Raw genomic sequence first — 14,622 nt, 5'->3', positions numbered from 1 at the left:
CTGGGTCGCATGACTGTTCCTCCTGGTCCCGCCGCGCCCGGGGCGGCCGGGGCCGCCTCGGCAGGCGCCGCCGCACCCGGGACGGTCCGCGCCCCGGGGCCGCGGCGGCTCGGGCCGCTCGTCGAGCCCGGGCCCGCGCTCACCGGCGCACAGGCCGAGCGCTACGCGCGGCACCTCGTCCTGCCCGAGGTCGGGGCAGAGGGGCAGCGACGCCTCCTCGGCGCGCGGGTCCTCGTCGTCGGGGCGGGCGGCCTCGGCGCACCCGTCCTGCTCTACCTCGCGGCCGCGGGCGTCGGCACGCTCGGGATCATCGACGACGACGTCGTCGACCTCTCCAACCTCCAGCGCCAGGTCATCCACGGGACCGCAGACGTCGGCCGCAGCAAGGTCGACTCCGCCGCCGACGCCGTGCGCGCCCTCAACCCCGACGTCACCGTCGTCACGCACGACGTGCGCCTCGGGCCCGACAATGCGCTGGCGATCCTCGGCGGGTACGACCTCGTCGTCGACGGCGCCGACAACTTCGCGACCCGCTACCTCGTCGGCGACGCGTGCGCCGAGCTCGGCCTGCCCTGCGTGTGGGGCGCCGTCCTCGGCGGGCACGGGCAGGTCTCGACGTTCTGGGCCGCGCCGCCCGGCGGCGACGGCGTCGAGTACCGCGACGTGTTCGACGCGCCACCGCCGCCCGGGAGCGTCGCGAGCTGCTCGACGGCCGGCGTCCTCGGCGCCGTGTGCGCGGCCGTCGGCTCGATGCTCACGCTCGAGGTCGTGCGGCTCGTCTGCGGCGGGCCCTCGCTGCTCGGGCGGCTGCTCGTGCTCGACGCGTGGGGATCGTCGTGGCGGGAGCTCGCCGTGTCCGGGACTCCTGGGGGGCGGCCGCTCGGGCGGGACCTCGTCGCTGCTGTGGAGGCGTGCGGGATGCCCGGGACCCAGGTCGCCAGGATCGACGTCGACGCGCTCGCGGAGCTGCTCGCCTCGGGCGCCTGCGACGTCGTCGACGTGCGCTCGCCCGAGGAGTTCGCGGCCTACGGCATCTCCGGCACGCGGTCCGTGCCGATCGAGCTGTTCGAGGACGGGACTGCGTTCGTCGGGTCGGACGCCGTGCGCGCGCCGCTCGTCGTCCTGTGCGAGCTCGATGCTCGCGCGCTGCGCGCGGCGACGCTCGCCCGTGAGGCTGGTGTGGCCGACGTGCGTGCCCTCGCCGGCGGTGTCGTCGCGTGGCACGCGACGGGACGCGAGGTCGTGGGGTCTGACTGACCTGGCGTGATCGCGCCGTACCGCGGGTGTGCGAGAAGCGGAGGTGTTGCCGCAGTGATATCGTCGAAACCGGTTGATATCAGCGGGAGGTGTGACGGATGGCCGCGATGACTGTGCGAGGGATCTCGGACGAGACCCACCGAGCGCTCAAGCTGCGCGCTGCGGCACACGGCAGGAGCGCGGAGGCCGAGGTGAGGGCGATCCTCGACGCCGCCGTGGCAGACGAGGGTCGGGTGCGGCTCGGTTCCCTCCTTGCCGACATCGGACACGCCGCCGGCGGTGTCGAGCTCGAGATCGTGCGCGACCGCACCCCGTACGAGCCGGTCAACCTCGGGTGATCGTCCTCGACACGAACGTCCTCTCGGAGGCGGTGCGTCCGACACCTGCTCCGCAGGTCATCGAGTGGATCGACGCCCAGCACGTCGAGACGCTCTATGTCAGCGTGCTCACGGTGGCGGAGCTGCGGCTGGGACTCGCGGTCCTTCCCGACGGCGCGCGCCGTTCGATGCTCACGCAGCGTCTCGAGGACGAGGTCTTCCCGCTCTTCGAGGGGCGGGTCCTCCCGGTCGACGGCGCTGTGGCGCTCGAGTTCGCGCGCCTGCAGGCCGCCGCGCGGTCCGGCGGGATGACGATGCCGGTGATCGACGCGCTCATCGCAGCCACGTGCTCCGCGCACCGCTTCACGCTGGCGACGAGGAATGTCGCTGACTTTGCGGCCAGCGGCGTTCCGCTGATCGATCCATGGAGGGCCCCGGGCGCCTCCGGCGTGTGACTTGCGCGATCAGCGCGCAGCGGGCGCGGCTGACGGGCAGGGCGCGAGAGTGCGTCCGGGACGTGGGTGTGGAGCTGTCAGTGCGTGCGGCCTGCGAGCTGGTCGAGGGCGTGGGGGAGGACCGGGCCGAGCACGCGGACGGCGTCGCGCGCCGCGCCCGTCGAGCCCGCGACGTTGACGACGAGCGTGCGGTCGACGACGCCCGCGATGCCGCGCGAGAGGACCGCCGCCGGGACGCCGTGCGCCAGGCCGTCGGCTCGGAGCAGCTCCGCGAGGCCCGGCACCGGACGCTCGACGACCGTCGCCGTGACGTCGGGCGTGAGGTCGCGCGGGCCGAGGCCCGTGCCGCCCGTCGTGACGACGACATCCGCTCCGGCCCGCACCGCGTCGAGCAGCGCGGTGCGCACCGCGTCACCGTCGGGGACGATCGTCGCGTCCGGGACCTCCAGGCCCAGGGCTCGCAGGCCCGCGACGAGGATCGGGCCCGAACGGTCCTCGTAGACGCCCGCCGACGCGCGGTCGCTCACCGTGACGACGCGCGCTGACCCAGCCATCAGCGCGACCAGTCGCCCGAGCGGCCGCCGCTCTTCGCCTCGACCCGCACGTCCGTGATCGTCGCGAGCTTGTCGACGGCCTTGACCATGTCGACGAGCGCGAGCGCCGCGACCGATACGCAGGTCAGCGCCTCCATCTCGACGCCCGTCCGGTCCGCGGTGCGCACCGTCGCGGAGATCGCGACGCCGTCGTCCTCGACGACAAGGTCGACCTTGACGCCGTGGATCGCGATGGGGTGGCACAGCGGCACGAGGTCCGGAGTGCGCTTCGCAGCTGCGATGCCCGCGATGCGCGCGACCGCGAGAGCGTCGCCCTTCGGCATACCCTCGCCTCGCAGCAGCCGCACGACCTCGGCCGAGACGAGCACGCGGCCCGTAGCCGTCGCCGTGCGGACGGTCACGGGCTTCTCGGCGACGTCGACCATGCGCGCGGCGCCGCTCGCGTCGACATGGGTGAGGCGGGGAGCGTCGGGCGTCGAGGTCATGCTTCATCCTCCCGCAGGTCGAGGACGTCGACCATGGCCCCCGCCTCGAGATCCGTGACGTCGGCGGGCACGACGGCCAGGCCGTCCGAGCCGGCGAGCGCCCCGAGCAGGTGCGAACCGCGACCGCCGACGGGCGTCGCCTCCGGCACACCGCCCGGCCACGCGAGCGCGACCCGCACGTACTGCGCCTTGCCCAACGGCGAGGAGAGCGGCGACGTGAGCGCCGCCCGGACCCGCCGGCGCTCGAGCGACGCCGCGCCGGTGAGGCGCCGCAGCAGCGGCCGCACGAACACCTCGAACGACACGTACGAGCTCACCGGGTTCCCCGGCAGGCCCACGACCACCGCGCCCGACGGCAGCAGCCCCGACGCCTGCGGACGTCCCGGCTGCATCCGCACGTGCACGAGCTCGAGATGCTCGGCGAGCGCGTCCCGGACGACGTCGAACTCGCCGACTGACACCCCGCCGCTCGTCACGACGACGTCCGCCGCCAGATCGGGGTCAGTGAGCAGGGCGCGCAGCGCGGGGACGTCGTCGGGCACCGTCCGGACCTCGACGTCAGCGCCCGCCGCGCGCGCGAGCGCAGCAAGCTGGACGGAGTTCGACTCGAAGATCGCCCCGTGCGGAAGCGGCTCCCCGGCCGCGAGCGACCCGGGCGCGACAAGCTCGGAGCCCGTCGAGACGACGAGGACGCGCGGCCGCGCGTGGACCTGCAGCGTCGCGTGGCCCGTCGCCGCCGCGAGCCCCAGGCGAGCCGCCGTGAGGACCTCGCCCGCGCGCAGGACGACCTCGCCCGTAGTCACGTCCTCGCCGCGACGGCGGATGTTCGCGCCCGCCGGCACGGCCTCGCGCACCTCGACGAGCTCCCGGCCCGCGTCCGTCCGCTCGACCTGCACGACAGTGTCAGCGCCCGCCGGCACCGGCGCACCCGTCATGATGCGCACCGCAGAGCCCGGGACGAGCGTGAGGTCGCGTGGGTCGCCCGCGGGGACGACGTCGACGACGGGAAGGCGCCCCGTGCCGAGGAAGGGTCCGCCGTCCGAGGGCTCGCCGGTCCCGGAGGCGTCGTCCCGCTCCGCCAGACCTCGGAGGTCCGCGTGGCGCAGCGCGTAGCCGTCCATCGCCGAGTTGTCCCACGGCGGCAGGTCGACGAGCGCGACGACGTCCGCCGCGAGGACGCGCCCGAGCGCGGCGACGTCGGCCGGGATCTCTTCCGCGGGGAGCGGGGCGCCGAGCGCGAGGATCGCGGCCGCGTGCTCGGCGGGCGTGCGCGTCGGGCGCGGCGCGTCGAGGCGGGGTACGTCGGTGCGGGGAACGTCGTCGGAGAGGTTCACGGCGCCAACCTACTCGGCGCCACCGACATCCCGCAGGGCAGTCACCGGGTTTTTCCACGGGCGGCCCCGGGCAGATGTCGGTGGCCGCTCCTAGACTGGCGGAGTGGCGGACCTCACCTCGACCGACCACCCCGCGCAGGCGCCCGGCGCCGCACGTGCCGGGGTGCTCACGAGCGAGGTCGCACGGCCCGACGACCCCGGCCTCGTCGACCGTTTCGGCCGCCGTGCCGTCGACCTGCGTGTCTCTCTCACAGACCGCTGCAACCTCCGCTGCACCTACTGCATGCCCGCCGAGGGCCTCGAGTGGACGCCCACCGAGCAGATGCTCGACGACGACGAGATCTCGCGGCTCGTCCGCATCGCCGTCGAACGCCTCGGCGTCACCGAGGTGCGCTTCACGGGAGGCGAGCCCCTCCTGCGACGCGGCCTCGAGACCATCGTCGCCGCGACGCACGAGCTGCGCACCCCCGGCGGCGCGCGCGTCCCCACGTCGCTCACGACCAACGGTCTCGGCCTCGACCGGCGCGCCCGCACGCTCGCGGACGCCGGCCTCACACGCGTCAACGTCTCTGTCGACTCCCTCGACCCCGCCCGCTACGCGCAGCTCACCCGCCGTGACCGCCTGCACGACGTCCTCGCGGGCCTCGACGCGGCCGAGGCCGTCGGCTTCGCCCCCATCAAGGTCAACGCCGTCCTCGTGCGGGGCATCAACGAGGACGAGGCGCCACGCCTGCTCGACTGGGCGCTCGAGCGCGGCTTCGAGCTGCGCTTCATCGAGCAGATGCCGCTCGGCCCGCACGGCACGTGGGTGCGGGACGACATGGTGACGGCCGACGAGATCCTTGCGTCCCTCACCGCCGCGCACACGCTCGCACCCGAGGGCGCGGCCGTCCGCGGTGGCGCTCCCGCCGAGACGTGGCGCGTGCTCCGCGACGGCGTCGACGTCGGACGCGTCGGCGTCATCGGCACCGTCACCCGGCCTTTCTGCGGCGCGTGCGACCGCACCCGCCTCACGTCCGACGGCCAGATCCGCACCTGCCTCTTCGCGCGCGAGGAGACCGACCTGCGCGGGCTGCTGCGCGGCGGCGCGTCCGACGACGAGATCGCCGACGCCTGGCGCACCGCCATGTGGGGCAAGAAGGCCGGCCACGGCATCGACGACGAGGGCTTCCTGCAGCCCGACAGGCTCATGAGCGCGATCGGAGGATGACGGCATGACCGAGGTCATCGACGGGACCACGACCCTCACCGTCCGCTACTTCGCCGCCGCCTCGGCCAGCGCCGACTGCGAGCAGGAGGTTCTCACCGTCCCCGCCGCGCCGACCGTCGGGCACGTCACCGCCGCCGTCCTCGCCGCCCACCCCGGGCTCGAGGCGCTCCTCGCGCTGTGCAGCGTCCTCGCCGACGGCCGACTCCTGCGCGACCCTGACGCACCGCTCGACGGGGCGACCACCGTCGACGTCCTGCCGCCGTTCGCCGGAGGGTGAGGGACGCGGTGCGTGCCGGGGTGCCGGGTGCGTCGTCCGGACGCGCGAGCGGCGCTGCTCAGGCCGAGCCGACCCACTCCTCGCCGCCGTCGGACAGATCCTGCCGCTTCCACACCGGGAGGTGCTCCTTGACCGCGTCGACCAGCGCTGCCGCAGCCTCGAAGGCCTCGCGGCGGTGCGCCGAGCTCACCGCGAGAGCGAGCGCGCACTCGCCGACCACGAGCGGTCCGAGCCTGTGCGTCACGGCGACCGCGTCGACGTCGAGATGCTCGACGGCCTCCGCGACGACCCGCGCAAGGACCTCCGCCGCGTCGGGGTGCCCGACGTACTCGATGCCCGTGACCCCGCGGCCCCCGTCATGGTCGCGGACGACGCCTGCGAACGTCACGACCGCACCCGCGGCCGCGTCCTCGACGAGGCGCGCGTGCTCGTCGACGTCGAGCGGGTCCGTCGTCACGGTCGCGCGCACGACGGCGCGGCGCGGCGGCACGATCCGCGAGCTGTCGCGGTGGGCGGAGGCGTCGGGCAGGGTCACGCCCCCACCCTACGCACGCGCGGACGCGCTCCCCACGGCCTGCACCGTGTCAATGAACCGCGCGGTGTCGATGGAGAGCCCGCGCGTCGCGTCCCGTGCCCACGCCCGTCGCGTCACCCCCCACGTCGCCCCCCTCTCCGTCCTTCCCGACGGATTGACGCGTTCCGACGGTTCGACGGTCGGATGCCGTCAATCCGTCGGGGAAGGGTGCGGCGCGATGCGGTTGGGGGAGACGTGGGGATGAGAGCTGCGGACGTCGTCGTCGTCGTGCCTGCCGGCGGGACCGCTCGGCGGCTCGGGGGCGGGGACAAGACCGCGCTCGACGTCGGCGGGCGCTCGATCCTCGACCGCGTGCTCGACTCGACGTCCGCCTGGCCGCGCGTCGTCGTCGCCGACGACCCCGGGCACGCCGCCCACGCCCGCCACCCGGGCGTGCGCTGGGTCCGCGAGGACCCACCGGGCGGAGGTCCCGCCGCGGCGCTCGCCGCCGGGGCCGCGACCGCGCCCGACGCCCTCGTGCTCGTCGCGCTCGCGGGGGACCAGCCGTGGGCCGGCGACGTCGTCCCACGGCTGCTCGCCGCGCTCGACGCGACGCCGGGCGCGGGCGCTGCGCTGGCCGTCGGGGCGTCGGGCAGGAGGCAGCCCCTGCTCGCGGCCTACCGGCTCGCGGGTGTCGCGCACGTGCTCGAGGGAGGCGCGCACAACCTGCCCGCCCGTGCCCTCGCGGAGGGCCTCGAGATCGTCGAGGTCCCCGTGACCGATCTCGAGGAGCTCGACGTCGACACCCCGGACGACCTCGCCCGAGCCCGTGCGACGCACGAGCAGAACTAGAGGCTGGCGCCGCCCGCGAGCTCGTCCCTTCGCGCTGACCTAGTCGGTTGGAACCTGACCTAGTCGGTTGAACCCTGACCTAGTACCCCGCGGGCACTAGCTCGAGCCCGAGGGACTAGGTCGCGGGACGGCGCGGGACGCCGCGGTACGGCGAGCGAGACGCTGCACAGTCTCGCGATGAGGGTTTTTCACGGGCAAACTCACGCAGGTGCGGGTGAATCCCTCTAGTGTTGCCGCATGAGCGAGATTCGGGTGAGCGAGGCAGCGCGGCTGCTCGGGGTGAGCGACGACACCGTCCGCCGCTGGATCGACGCCGGGCGCCTGCCCGCGACCCGCAGCGACACCGGCCGGCGGACCATCGCCGGCGCCGACGTCGCCGCCTTCGCCCGAGAGCTCGCCGACGCGCCCGACGGTGGCGACGGCACCGTCTCCGCCCGCAATCGCCTCGACGGCATCGTCACGCGGGTCGTCCGCGACGGCGTCATGGCGCAGGTCGAGGTGCAGGCCGGGCCGTTCCGCATCGTCTCGCTCGTCAGCCGTGAGGCTGCCGACGAGCTCGGCCTCGAGCCCGGCAGCCTCGTCGCTGCCCGGGTCAAGGCCACGTCCGTGATGATCGACCGCCTCGGGGAGGCCCTGTGAGCACCGCACGCACCACCATCGTCCGCAGCTCGTCCGCCACCGCACCGACGGGCACGACCGACTGCGGCCCGGCCCGCATCCACCGCGCCCCGCGCCGTCGGGCAGCATCCCGCGCCGTGGCAACCCTCGCGCTCGCGGCGCTCGCCGCGGGCGGGCTCGCCGCGTGCGCGGACGACGCTGCGCCGGGAACGGCCGGGACGCAGGGGGCGACGAGCACGGGCGCAACCTCCGACGCGGCCGTCACGGGCCGCCTCGTCGTCCTCGCCGCCGCCTCGCTCGAGCCCGTCCTCACCAAGCTCGGCGCCGAGCTCGAAGCCGCGCACACGGGCCTGAAGATCGACTTCTCGTTCGCGGCGAGCTCCGCGCTCGCGGAGCAGGTCGTCGCAGGCGCCCCCGCCGACGTGCTCCTCACGGCGTCCGCCGCGACCATGAAGACCGCGGCCGAGCACGTCACCGACCAGGCCGTCTTCGCGGGCAACACCCTCGTCATCGTCACGCCGCCCGACAACCCGGGCAAGGTCGCGAACCTCAAGGACCTCACGAACAACGACCTGAGGCTCGCGCTGTGCGCCGAGGAGGTGCCGTGCGGCGCCGCGGCCGCGCAGGTCATCGAGAAGGCCGGCCTCAAGGTCACGCCCGACACGTACTCCGAGAACGTCACGGCGGCCCTCCAGCTCGCCGTCTCCGACGAGGTCGACGCCGCGCTCGTCTACACGACCGACGCCAAGGACGCGGGCGACGACGTCCTCACGATCGAGTTCCCCGAGGCGTCGACCGTCGTCAACGACTACCTCGTCGCGACCGTCGCCGAGGCGCCCAACGCGGCCGCAGCCAAGGCGTTCCGCGACCTCCTCGCCTCCGAGCGCGGCCGCAGCGCACTCGCCGAGGCCGGGTTCCGTCTCCCGTGACGCGTCGCGCCGTGGCCCGTCGAGCGCGGGCACCGCTCGCGCTCGCGGTCCCCGGCGTGCTCGCGCTCGCCTTCCTCGTCGCACCGTTCGTCGCGCTCGTCGCGTCCGCGCCCTGGCGCGAGATGGTGGGGCTGCTCGACGACGGGCCCGCGGCGGAGGCTCTGTGGCTGAGCCTGCGGACCGCCGGGTTGTCTGCGCTGCTGTGCGTCGTGCTCGGGGTGCCGCTCGCGTGGCTCCTCGCGCACGACGCGCTGCCGCTGCCCGGGCTCGTGCGCGCGCTCGTCACCATGCCGATGGTGCTGCCACCCGTCGTCGGCGGCGTCGCCCTGCTCGCGCTGCTCGGCCGACGAGGCCTGCTGGGCGAGCACCTCGACGCGTGGTTCGGCGTGCAGCTGCCGTTCACGACGGCGGCGGTCGTCGTCGCGCAGACGTTCGTCGCGCTGCCGTTCCTCGTCATCTCCGTCGACGCCGCGCTGCAAGCGGTCGACCCGCGGCTCGCGCAGGTCGCGGCGTCGCTCGGTGGCTCGCGCTGGTACGTGTTCCGGCGGGTCACGCTGCCCGTCGTCGCGCCGGGCGTCGCGGCCGGAGCCGTGCTCGCGTTCGCGCGGGCGCTCGGCGAGTTCGGCGCCACGATCACCTTTGCCGGCAACTTCCCGGGCGTCACCCGCACGATGCCGGTCGCGATCTACCTCGCGCTCGAACGGGACCGGGCCACGGCCGTCGCGCTGTCGCTCGTGCTCGTCGTCGTGTCGCTCGTCGTGCTCGTCGCGCTGCGCTCGCGGTGGCTCGGCGGGCTCGCGGGGCTCGCCGCGCGCGGTGCCGAGACGGTAGGTGCGCGGTGAGGCTCCAGCTCCCGGGGGCCGGGGTGGACGACGGTCACGTGCCCGGGGGTCTCCGTGCGCACGTCGTCGCCGAGCGAGGCCGGCTGCAGCTCGACGTCGAGCTGTCCGTCGCGCCGGGCGAGGTGCTGTGCGTCGTCGGCCCCAACGGGTCCGGCAAGTCGACGCTCCTCTGGGTGCTCGCGGGCCTCGTGCCGCTCGCTGCCGGACGCGTCACGCTCGGCGGTGCGGTGCTCGACGACGTCCAGGCGCGTGTCCACGTGCCCGCGCCCGACCGTCGGACCGGGCTCGTGCCGCAGTCGCACGTCCTCTTCGGACACCTGAGCGCGCTCGAGAACGTCGCGTTCGGTCTCCGCGCCCGCGGTGTTCCGGTCCGCGACGCCCGGAAGCGCGCGGCCGACGCCCTCGAGCACGTCGGTCTCGCCGACCACGCGCACGAGCGTGCCGACCGGCTCTCCGGAGGCCAGTCGCAGCGCGTCGCGCTCGCCCGTGCCGTCGTCGTCGAACCTGCGCTGCTGCTGCTCGACGAGCCGTTCGCAGCCCTCGACGAGGCTGCCCGGCCTCTCCTCCACGACGTCGTCCGCGACGTCGCCGCGGGGGGCACGCCCGTCGTTCTCGTCACCCACGACGCCGCCGAGGCTGTCGCGCTCGGAGATCGTTCCGTGCGTCTGGCTGACGGAAGGGCCGTCGAAAGGGGAGAATCGGTGCGGGAGGCGCGCGACGGGCGCGCCGAGGATGGATGGAGACCCCGGTGAGCGACCTGGACCGCTGGCTCGAGCAGGCCGGACCTGCCCTCGACATCGAGCAGGACGTGCTCGACCGCGTCACGGGGCCGATCCTCGACATGGTGCGAGACGTCGCCCACCACGCCGTCCGACCCGGTGCACCGCTCACGGCGTTCCTTGTCGGGCTTGCCGCCGGTCGAGTGCTCGACGACGGCTCCGACGTCGACGCCATCGAGTCCGAGGTGCTCGCACGCCTCGAGGTTGTCGACGGGCTCGTCTCCGAGTGGGTGCCGCCCGTCGACGATCAGCCCGCGCATACTGCAGGGGACGTCGCTGAGCGGGAGGCTCCGTCGGACGGGGCGTGACGGCGTCCGCCGTACGCACCCCCGCCCGGCGTGCCCCGAGCGGCTAGCTCGGTACCCGGCGTCGCAGCGTCCGCAGCAGCGGGATGCACACGACGAGCGCCGCCGCCGGCAGGAGGAACGCGAGGCCGAGCCGCGCGACCTCCGCGACGACCCCGGGAAGCGCGCCGCCCAGCACCGCCGCCGCATAGTTGAAGAGGTTGACGCGCGCGATGACCTCGTCGCTGCGTCCCGGCACGAGCTCGCCCGCACGTGAGAACGCGAGCGGCACGAGGCAGCCCGACGCGATGCCCGCCGCCGCGAAGCCCAGCACGACGAGCGGCACCGCACCCGACCACGCGATGACCACGCAGCCCACCGCGCCCACCGAACCCGCCACCACACCCACGCGCACCCGTCCCGCCGCGAGGACCGCGCGGTCCGTGAGCAGGCGCGCCACGAGCGACGCCGCGAGGTAGGTCATGTAGAGCAGGGGCGTGCGAGCGTCAGCGAGACGCAGCTCGTCCGTCGCGAGCACCGTCCCCCACGTCGAGACCACCGCGTCGACGACGAACGCCGCGAACACCACCGACCCCACCGCGACGATCGCGCCCGTCGGCAGCGGCGTGCGGTCCGACCGACGCTCCTCGACCCGGTGCGCCGCGCGCCGCGGATCGAGGTCCCGCACGCCGCGCACCGCGACCGTCGCGTGCAGGAGCACCGCGACAACTAGCGCCGCGACCGCAGGCAGCCCCAGCGCGAGCGCCCCCGCCGTCACACCCGTCGCGACGATCGCCGCGAACGTCCCCGCCGCGTAGAGGCGACCGAGGACCGGCCGCCCCAGGCGCTGCTCCGTGAGCGACGCCTGCATGTTGTACGACGCGTCGATGCCACCCAGCCCCAGCCCGACGAGCACGAGCGACGGAACCAGCAACGCCACCGGCACCGCGACCGTGACGAGCGCGAGCGCCACCCCCTGCACCGCGAGTGCCGCGACGAGCGCCTGCCGTGAACCCCACCGGACCGCGACCCGCTCCGCGAGGATCGACCCGCACGCCGCACCGATGATGACCCCAAGCATGACGAGCGACAGGTCGCCGTCGCTGAGGCTCGACCGGTCGCGCAACGCGGGCAGCGCCGTGACGAGCGCACCGTACCCGAACTGCTGCGCCGCATAGGCGCCACCTACCGCGACCAGCTGCCTACGTTCAGTCGTCACGCGTCCTCCTCGTCGAGGGTCCCCTGCGGGGGTCGGGATGACGTTACTGCCGGTGGGGGCGGTCGGGCGAGAGGTGGGGCGGGGAGGATCCAGGCCGCGAGTCCCGGGTGCTCCGGTGGTCCGACGGGGCGCGGGGGCGGGACCGTGCGGCGGGGTCACGATGTCGGAGGCTCGTCGTACGCTGCCGACAACGGCTGAACGACGGAGGACCACCCATGCCTGAGACCATGACGCGCGACGACGCCCTGGCGGAGCTCGCCGCCCTGCACGACCCCAAGGTGCGTGCGGTGAACGAGCGTCACGGCGACGACCACTCGGTCAACCTCACCAAACTGCGCGGCGTCGCCAAGCGTCTCGGGACCACACAGACGCCGCTCGCGCGTGAGCTGTGGGCGACGGGCGACGGCGACGCGCGCCTGCTCGCGCTGCTCATCCTCAAGTCCAAGGACCTCACTGCCGACGAGCTCGACACGATGCTCCGCGAGGCGCGCACGCCCAAGCAGCAGGACTGGCTCGTCGGCTACGTCGTGCGCAAGAGCCCGCACGTCGAGGCGCTGCGCGTCCGGTGGAAGGGCGACTCCGACCCGTGGGTCGAGTCCGCGGGCTGGGCGCTCACGAGCGACCTCGTGCCGAAGAAGGCCGACGACCTCGACCTGCCGGGCCTCCTCGACGAGATCACGGTGCGCATGAAGGACGCGCCCGAGCGGCTGCAGTGGGCGATGAACTGGTGCCTCGGCACGATCGGCATCCACCACCCTGTGCTGAGGGAGCGTGTTCTCGCGATCGGTGAGCGGCTCGAGGTCCTCAAGGACTACCCCACGCCTCCCGGCTGTGTCAGCCCGTACGTGCCGCTGTGGGTCTCGGAGATGGTCAGCCGGCAGGGGTGACGCGACCCGGGCGCCCGTGACGAGAACCTGACCAGACGTCCTACCTTTGGTGGATGTGGTGACCCGCGACGTCTCGTTAGCGTGGGGCTCGGGCCCGCACCTGCGGGTCCGAACGAGGGGGAGCCACAGTGAACCGCGTCCGCACGACCACCGTCGCGCTGCTTGCTGCAGCGTTCGCGCTCGGCGCCTGCACGCCGGGTCCGGTCGAGCCCGCGGGCACGACGACGCCCTCGCCCGCCCCGACGATCTCGCCCCTACCGCCGTCGACGACGAGCCCCGCCCCGACGACCTCGCCCTTCCCGGACGAGCTCGACGCCACCGGGACGGTGCCCGCCCTGCTCGACCCCGAGCTGCTCGCGGGAATGCCCCTGAGCGTGGGCACCCACACCGACAACGCCCGGCGAGTCTTCGCGCAGTGGCCGCAGGTCGGCCGTCCCACGATCGACACGACGCTCGCGACGTACGTCACCGGACGCGTCGCCGACTTCGAGCGTGACTACCCCGCGACGGGCCCGGAGTCGATCGCCGTCCCGGAGCTCAACGTCGGCTGGCACGTGCTCGGCTCCGCCCCGGACGCGATCGGGATCGTCATCGACGAGTTCCTCAACGCCGGCGGCTCCGCAGCCGAGTCCTGGAAGACCTTCTGGTTCGACCCGACCGCAGGCACGGTGCTCTCCCCGAGCACCCTGCTCGACGTCGCCCGGACCGACGTCGCGCTCGCGGCCGCAGTCGCGACGCGTCCAGAGCTTGCAGGTGCGACGGTCTCGGCAGTGTCCGCACCGCTCGTCGCGTTCGCCGACGACGGTTCGCTCGTCGTCGGCTACGACGAGTGCGAGATCACCGCGTGCTACGTCGGACGCGTCACCCTCGCCATCGCCCCCGACGCGACGACGAGCCTGCTCACCGACCGTGGCGTCGCGGCCCGCGCGGCGACGCTCCACCCGGTCGCGCTCGGTCCCGTCGCCATGCCGACGCCGACGGACGTCCCGACGACCCCCGAGCCGACCAGCACCCCGACGACTGGACCCACCGACGAGCCCACCACGACGCCCACCGAAGGACCCACTGGCGCACCGTCGGCCGAGCCGACGGGCACGGCGACCAGCACTCCCTCCGCGGAGCCGTCGGCCAAGCCGTCCACGAAGCCCACGAGCAAGCCGCGTCCGGCCAAGCGCGTCGACTGTGCGAAGGCGAAGTGCATCGCGCTGACCTTCGACGACGGTCCCGGCCCGTACACCGCGCGCCTGCTCGACGAGCTGCGCCGGGCCAAGGCTCCAGCGACGTTCTTCGCGCTCGGCCAGCGCGTCGAGACCTACCCGAAGGTCGCCCGGCGCATCGTCGCCGAGGGGCACGATCTCGCGTCGCACACGTGGGACCACCGCGACCTCACGACCCTGTCCGCGACCGACGTGCGCCTCCAGCTCACTCGCACAGCCGACGCGATCGAGAAGGCCACGGGCAGGCGGCCGACGCTCGTGCGGCCGCCGTACGGCGCGACGAATGACACCGTTCGAGCCGCCGCGAAGAAGGCAGGCGAGGCGGTGATCCTCTGGAACATCGACACGCTCGACTGGAAGACACGCTCGACGCCGAGCACCGTGAAGGCCGCGACAGCGGCGAAGCGCGGGTCGATCGTGCTCATGCACGACATCCATTCCTCGACGGTCGACGCCGTGCCGCAGATCATCAAGGGGCTCCGGGCAAAGGGCTACACGCTCGTCACGGTGACCGACCTCCTGGGCTCCCCGCAGCCGGGCAAGGCTTACTACTCCCGCTGACCGGCTCGGTCGCCGTCCTCCTCGACGGATT

General features: G+C 74.2%; 18 protein-coding genes. 13 read left to right on the top strand and 5 right to left on the bottom strand.

The window, feature by feature from the left end; genetic code table 11:
* Nucleotides 1-9 precede the first annotated feature (9 nt).
* The 3 genes from G7063_RS14625 (at nt 10) to G7063_RS14615 (ending at nt 2,029) form a co-directional block, all read left to right on the top strand.
* The gene (locus G7063_RS14625) at nt 10-1,257 is read left to right on the top strand and encodes a ThiF family adenylyltransferase (RefSeq protein WP_166415039.1); all 1,248 of its coding nucleotides are present in this window, start codon (nt 10-12) and stop codon (nt 1,255-1,257) included.
* Between the two features lie 98 nt (nt 1,258-1,355).
* A complete protein-coding gene (locus G7063_RS14620; protein ID WP_166415038.1) occupies nt 1,356-1,595 on the top strand; it encodes a plasmid stability protein in 240 nt (79 codons plus the stop codon).
* On the top strand, nt 1,592-2,029 hold the full coding sequence (locus tag G7063_RS14615; protein WP_166415037.1) for a type II toxin-antitoxin system VapC family toxin: 438 nt from the start codon (nt 1,592-1,594) through the stop codon (nt 2,027-2,029). Before G7063_RS14620 ends, G7063_RS14615 begins: the two co-directional genes overlap by 4 nt.
* 77 nt (nt 2,030-2,106) lie before the next feature.
* Here G7063_RS14615 and G7063_RS14610 read toward each other — a convergent pair whose 3' ends face one another.
* From G7063_RS14610 to glp, 3 genes are read right to left on the bottom strand one after another with little or no spacing between them, the layout of a single operon-like run.
* Nucleotides 2,107-2,583 carry a molybdenum cofactor biosynthesis protein B gene (locus G7063_RS14610; protein WP_166415036.1) on the bottom strand — a complete coding sequence of 159 codons (477 nt, stop codon included), beginning with the start codon at nt 2,581-2,583 and terminating at the stop codon, nt 2,107-2,109.
* On the bottom strand, nt 2,583-3,068 hold the full coding sequence (gene moaC, locus G7063_RS14605) for a cyclic pyranopterin monophosphate synthase MoaC (protein WP_166415035.1): 486 nt from the start codon (nt 3,066-3,068) through the stop codon (nt 2,583-2,585). The genes G7063_RS14610 and moaC overlap by 1 nt, the downstream gene beginning before the upstream one ends.
* Nucleotides 3,065-4,402, bottom strand: coding sequence for a gephyrin-like molybdotransferase Glp (gene glp / locus G7063_RS14600; RefSeq protein WP_166415034.1), 1,338 nt, complete (start codon nt 4,400-4,402; stop codon nt 3,065-3,067). The genes moaC and glp overlap by 4 nt, the downstream gene beginning before the upstream one ends.
* Nucleotides 4,403-4,505: 103 nt before the next feature.
* Here glp and moaA point away from each other — a divergent pair, with 103 nt between their 5' ends.
* Both moaA and G7063_RS14590 read left to right on the top strand, forming a co-directional pair.
* Nucleotides 4,506-5,612, top strand: coding sequence for a GTP 3',8-cyclase MoaA (gene moaA, locus G7063_RS14595; RefSeq protein WP_370520720.1), 1,107 nt, complete (start codon nt 4,506-4,508; stop codon nt 5,610-5,612).
* Between the two features lie 4 nt (nt 5,613-5,616).
* Entirely contained in the window at nt 5,617-5,889 is a 273-nt protein-coding gene (locus tag G7063_RS14590) for a MoaD/ThiS family protein (RefSeq protein ID WP_206188170.1), read from the top strand.
* Nucleotides 5,890-5,947: 58 nt separating this feature from the next.
* Here G7063_RS14590 and G7063_RS14585 read toward each other — a convergent pair whose 3' ends face one another.
* Nucleotides 5,948-6,424: a molybdenum cofactor biosynthesis protein MoaE gene (locus G7063_RS14585; protein ID WP_166415033.1), complete on the bottom strand. Its 477-nt coding sequence runs from the start codon at nt 6,422-6,424 to the stop codon at nt 5,948-5,950.
* Nucleotides 6,425-6,664: 240 nt separating this feature from the next.
* Here G7063_RS14585 and G7063_RS14580 point away from each other — a divergent pair, with 240 nt between their 5' ends.
* The 6 genes from G7063_RS14580 (at nt 6,665) to G7063_RS15160 (ending at nt 10,731) form a co-directional block, all read left to right on the top strand.
* Entirely contained in the window at nt 6,665-7,255 is a 591-nt protein-coding gene (locus G7063_RS14580; RefSeq protein WP_166415032.1) for a molybdenum cofactor guanylyltransferase, read from the top strand.
* Nucleotides 7,256-7,492: 237 nt separating this feature from the next.
* A complete protein-coding gene (locus G7063_RS14575) occupies nt 7,493-7,894 on the top strand; it encodes a molybdopterin-binding protein (protein ID WP_166415031.1) in 402 nt (133 codons plus the stop codon).
* Complete coding sequence (gene modA, locus G7063_RS14570) at nt 7,891-8,802, top strand: molybdate ABC transporter substrate-binding protein (protein ID WP_206188169.1); 912 nt, start codon at nt 7,891-7,893, stop codon at nt 8,800-8,802. The genes G7063_RS14575 and modA overlap by 4 nt, the downstream gene beginning before the upstream one ends.
* Nucleotides 8,803-8,813: 11 nt before the next feature.
* Entirely contained in the window at nt 8,814-9,644 is an 831-nt protein-coding gene (locus G7063_RS14565; RefSeq protein WP_240916123.1) for an ABC transporter permease, read from the top strand.
* Nucleotides 9,641-10,396 carry an ABC transporter ATP-binding protein gene (locus G7063_RS14560; RefSeq protein ID WP_166415030.1) on the top strand — a complete coding sequence of 252 codons (756 nt, stop codon included), beginning with the start codon at nt 9,641-9,643 and terminating at the stop codon, nt 10,394-10,396. Before G7063_RS14565 ends, G7063_RS14560 begins: the two co-directional genes overlap by 4 nt.
* Nucleotides 10,393-10,731 (top strand): DUF6457 domain-containing protein, encoded by a 339-nt coding sequence (locus G7063_RS15160; RefSeq protein WP_206188167.1) that lies wholly within the window; start codon nt 10,393-10,395, stop codon nt 10,729-10,731. The genes G7063_RS14560 and G7063_RS15160 overlap by 4 nt, the downstream gene beginning before the upstream one ends.
* A gap of 43 nt (nt 10,732-10,774) precedes the next feature.
* On the opposite strand, the gene G7063_RS14550 is transcribed toward G7063_RS15160, so the two are convergent.
* The gene (locus G7063_RS14550; protein WP_166415029.1) at nt 10,775-11,926 is read right to left on the bottom strand and encodes an MFS transporter; all 1,152 of its coding nucleotides are present in this window, start codon (nt 11,924-11,926) and stop codon (nt 10,775-10,777) included.
* Nucleotides 11,927-12,141: 215 nt separating this feature from the next.
* Here G7063_RS14550 and G7063_RS14545 point away from each other — a divergent pair, with 215 nt between their 5' ends.
* Nucleotides 12,142-12,813 (top strand): DNA alkylation repair protein, encoded by a 672-nt coding sequence (locus tag G7063_RS14545; RefSeq protein ID WP_166415028.1) that lies wholly within the window; start codon nt 12,142-12,144, stop codon nt 12,811-12,813.
* A gap of 128 nt (nt 12,814-12,941) precedes the next feature.
* On the top strand, nt 12,942-14,591 hold the full coding sequence (locus tag G7063_RS14540; RefSeq protein ID WP_166415027.1) for a polysaccharide deacetylase family protein: 1,650 nt from the start codon (nt 12,942-12,944) through the stop codon (nt 14,589-14,591).
* Nucleotides 14,592-14,622 lie beyond the last annotated feature (31 nt).

Source organism: Sanguibacter sp. HDW7 (genome assembly GCF_011300875.1).
Taxonomy (GTDB): domain Bacteria; phylum Actinomycetota; class Actinomycetes; order Actinomycetales; family Cellulomonadaceae; genus Flavimobilis.
The sequence above is the reverse complement of the archived record's forward strand: the minus strand, read 5'-3'. Positions and strand labels throughout refer to the sequence as shown.